Origin of the sequence: Limnohabitans sp. (genome assembly GCF_030158565.1) — a bacterium.
Lineage (GTDB): Bacteria > Pseudomonadota > Gammaproteobacteria > Burkholderiales > Burkholderiaceae_C > Limnohabitans_A.
Genome location: NZ_JAOASQ010000009.1, coordinates 1 through 3,934, shown reverse-complemented (window position 1 = coordinate 3,934; position 3,934 = coordinate 1). Strand labels below are relative to the sequence as shown.

The window sequence follows — 3,934 nt, the reverse complement described above, 5'->3', positions numbered from 1 at the left end:
ACGCCAACTACACCGTGGCCATGGCCCGCACCCAGGCGCCCCACTCCGCCACGGCGCAGTTCTTCATCAACGTGGCCGACAACGGCTTCCTCAACCACACCGCCCCTTCGCTGCAAGGCTGGGGTTATGCCGTGTTCGGCAAAGTGGTCAAGGGCACTGAGGTGGTGGACCAGATCAAGGGCGTGAAAACCGGCAACCGTGGCGGCCACGGTGATGTGCCCAAAGAAGACGTCATCATCGAAAAGGCTGTCGCCCTGTAAGGGCTGCCTGGCCATGAACGCGTCGCCCACAACACCGGCCATAGGCCTGTTGCAAGCGCCCGCATCATGGCAAACCGTGGACCTGATCTCGGACCTGCACCTGCAAGCGTCCGAGACGGGCACCTTTGAGGCGTGGCGCCAGTACATGGCCTCCACGCCCGCCCAAGCGGTTTTGCTGCTGGGCGATCTGTTTGAAGTCTGGGTCGGCGACGATGCCGTGGCCCACGATCCTTTTTTGCAAGCGTGCGCAGAGGTCTTGCGCCAAACTGCGCAGCGCTGCCATGTGGCCTTCATGCCCGGCAACCGGGACTTTCTGGTGGGCCCCGGTTTTTTATCGGCCTGCGGCGTTCATGCCCTGCAGGACCCCACCGTGTTGGCTTGGGGTGATCAACGCATTTTGCTCAGCCATGGCGATGCACTGTGTCTGGACGACACCGACTACCAGGTCTTTCGTCAGCAAGTGCGATCAGCGCCGTGGCAAACTGAATTTCTGGCCAAGCCCTTGAACGAGCGGCTGGCCTTGGCCCGCGCCATGCGTGCGCAAAGCGAATCACAAAAGCAAAGCGGCATGACCTATGCCGATGCCGACACCACGCTCAGTCTGCAGTGGCTGCAAGCCGCTCAGGCCGATCGCCTGATCCACGGCCACACCCACCGCCCGGCCGATCACGCCATGGGCTCGGCTACTCGGCAAGTGCTGAGCGATTGGTCACTCGACCATGCGCCTGAGCGGGCAGAAATTTTTCGCTTGCATGCCCATGGTCTTTCTGAGCGCATAGGCCTGAGTTAGCACGTCGACACCAACAAAAAGGCCGCTCCACTGAGCGGCCTTTTTGTTGAACATGCGGCGCTTTAGCGGCGCAGCAAGTTTTTGAGCACGTTTTGCAGTCGGCGTGCGGTGTTGGCTTCGTGCGGGCCAGACAAGACCTGCGCCACATCCTGCGCCCAGGTTTCAGCAGGTCCAGGTTGGTTGCGCTGGGTCAGCAGCTGCAATTGCAGTGCGCGACGCTCACTCAGCTGCTCGGCAGGGGTAGGCACTTCGGCGGCCATTTCCAGCCGCAACAAAGCGGTGATGGCAGGCGCTTTGGCTTCGGTACTGACCGCTTGCGTCCAGGCCTGACGGGCCGAGGCATTGACGGCCTTGCCCAGCTCTTGAGCGCTGGGCAGTGCATCGGCCTGGCGGTCTTGCCACGCAGACATCAATCGGGTCAGGGTCTCGCCGTGGGCTTGAGCTGCCAGCTTGCGCAAGGACATCTCGGCACGCTCCATGGCCTCGCGTTGGGCACGGAAGGCGGTATCGCCCAAGCGCGGTGCGCGTTCGCCACGGTCTGCAAAATCACCACGCGGGAAGCGGTCGCCGCGGTCACCCGAACGGGGGCCTCGGTCGCCTGGACGGCCAGGACGATCGCCTGCGCGCTCACCCGGGCGGGCATTGCGCTCACTAGGGCGGCCATCGCGACGGCCATCACGGCCAGCGGGCGCTTCGGTTTTCTTTTGGCCAGGGCGGTCATCACCGCGCACAGCAATCACCTGTTTGGCGGGCTTGGGCGGGGCGACAGGTGCAGGCGCTGCTTCTTCAGCGGTTTCGCTGTCGGTGGCTGGCGTCTCGGATTCTTCGCTGGGCGCGCTGGCCTCGTCGGCGGGCACGGATGCTGGAGAGGCATCGCTGCCTGTCGACTGTTCACCGGCGGCCTCTGCCGCCTGCGCTTCGGCGGCGGGTGCGGGTGCGGGTGCAACAGCTTGTGCCGTCGCTTGCTCGGCCACCTGTTGAGCCTGCCCACGCAAGGCGGCATCCAACGCAGCCATGGCAGCACGGATCTTGGCCGCATCGCCGCTGGCGTTGGCCGCGTCCAGGGCCTTGGAGGCGTCGATCACGGCGCGGTCACGGGCACTCAAATGGGTTTCGGCTTGCTGGCGTTCGGCACCTTTGCGCTGGAAGGCTTCGTCCAAAGGTGCACGGAAAATTTCCCACAACTTTTGCTCGGTCTTGCGATCCAGAGGCACTGCTTGGGCTTCGGCTTGCCAGCGTTGCTGCAGGGCCTTGACGGCGTCCACACGCAGCGGCGCTGCAGACATGTCCTTGGCTTCGGCGATCATGGCTTGGCGCCGCTCGATGCTGGCTTTTTGCGCCGCATCGACACGTGCAGCTGCGGCCTTGATGAGCGCTTTCCACTGCGACTGCATCTCGGCAAATGATTTTTCGCTCAAGTGACCCGCATTGCGCCAGCGCTCACCAAACTGATGCAGCGCGCGCAACTGGCCACGCCAGTCGTTGCTCTCGGCGTTGGCAGCAGTCCAGGCTTTGACTTCTTCCATCAAGGCCACACGCTGTGCTCGGTGCGCGGCCGACTCCTGCTTGATTTGGTCCAGCCAGGTTTGTACGGTCTTGTAGGCCTCGTTGCAGGCGGCGTCGAAACGCTTCCACAAACCGTGGTTGGGCAAGCCGCCCTGGTCTGTTTGCTTCCAGCTCTCGCGCAATTGGCGCAGGTTTTCCTGCATCTTGCGCCCACCCATGGCTGGCGCTTTGTCGGCACCCAGCAGGGCTTCGGCCTTGGTCACCAGTTCTTGGCGGATCTGGTCGGCGCGCCAGCGCTGCCAGCCTTCGAGCTCACCCGCAGCCGTCAGTGCTTCGTGCACGCGGGCATCGAGTGCCGTGTCCAGATTTTTGCCATGCGTTTTGAGCACGGCGCGCAAGGCTGCAGCCGCACCGGCGCTGGCTTTGCCATGGCCTTCGGTGACTTCTTTTTCGACCGCCTCCAGCACTTCGGTCACAGCGGCGGTGGCCTGCTCGCGCAGGGCCTGGCGCTGAGCCGGGTCCATTTTGGGTTTGGCCGCCTTGGGCGCATCGGTGGGGACTGAAGCAGCGCTCACGGCTTCGCCACGCAGACGACGGATTTCATCGGCCCACACAGGGACGGGCGGCAAAACTGCTGCGGCATCATTCTGGGCCAGAGCAGCCAAAGACAAAGCGGCTGTAAAACCGTCCCACACCGCTTGCATCTGCGTGCGGGCTGCGTCCAATTGGGCAGGGTATTTCAAATCAACGCTGAGCCAGACCGCGTTTTGCGTGAGTGTCTCCGCTTGGGTTTGCCACTGGGCCACATCGGCCTGCAAACCGGTCTGGCCTACTTGGGCCTCGGACAGCGGCTTGGTGGACAACACCTCGATCCGCTGGGCCAACAACACGGCGGCTTCGCGCTGCACCATCACTTGGTGCTGCAAATCTTCCACACCTTTGACCACTTCGGCCAAACGCAGCTTCAAACTGGCCAGCGGCTCGCGCGACAAAGGCGCACCGGCTTTGGCTGCATCGCGCTGCCAGGCCAGGGCATCGGCGATGTTCAAACGTGGTGCCTGGAGCATTTGCTCAGCCTTCTGGGCCCAATCACTGGCCAAAGCATCCTGGCCATGGGCGCGTTTGATTTCGTCGAGCTTTTCCTTGAGGATCTTGGCCACGCCCTTGTCCCGCGAAGACAACTCACGGTAGACCTCGTGCATTTGCTCTTCCGTGGGTTCCGACTGGAGCCATTCGCGCAAACGGGCACCACGCTCACCGGAAGTGGCAGCGTTGAACGCGCCCCCGGTCAATTGGTCAAGGGCGGCGAGGTCAAGGGGCTTGGAAGAAGTCACGGTCAAAACACTTTAAAACACGATCCATGCCAAATACGGCATCC

The 3,934-nt window shown here is 63.1% G+C and carries 3 protein-coding genes; 2 read left to right on the top strand and 1 reads right to left on the bottom strand.

All coding sequences use genetic code 11. From position 1 onward, the window contains the following. Both Q1W40_RS01655 and Q1W40_RS01650 read left to right on the top strand, forming a co-directional pair. Positions 1 to 260: peptidylprolyl isomerase (locus tag Q1W40_RS01655; protein WP_300708212.1), on the top strand; the 260-nt coding region annotated here is incomplete at its 5' end. Between the two features lie 13 nt (positions 261 to 273). Then, positions 274 to 1,050: a UDP-2,3-diacylglucosamine diphosphatase gene (locus tag Q1W40_RS01650; RefSeq protein WP_300708211.1), complete on the top strand. Its 777-nt coding sequence runs from the start codon at positions 274 to 276 to the stop codon at positions 1,048 to 1,050. A 62-nt stretch (positions 1,051 to 1,112) separates the two neighbouring features. Here Q1W40_RS01650 and Q1W40_RS01645 read toward each other — a convergent pair whose 3' ends face one another. Further along, entirely contained in the window at positions 1,113 to 3,896 is a 2,784-nt protein-coding gene (locus Q1W40_RS01645; RefSeq protein ID WP_300708209.1) for a DUF349 domain-containing protein, read from the bottom strand. Positions 3,897 to 3,934 lie beyond the last annotated feature (38 nt).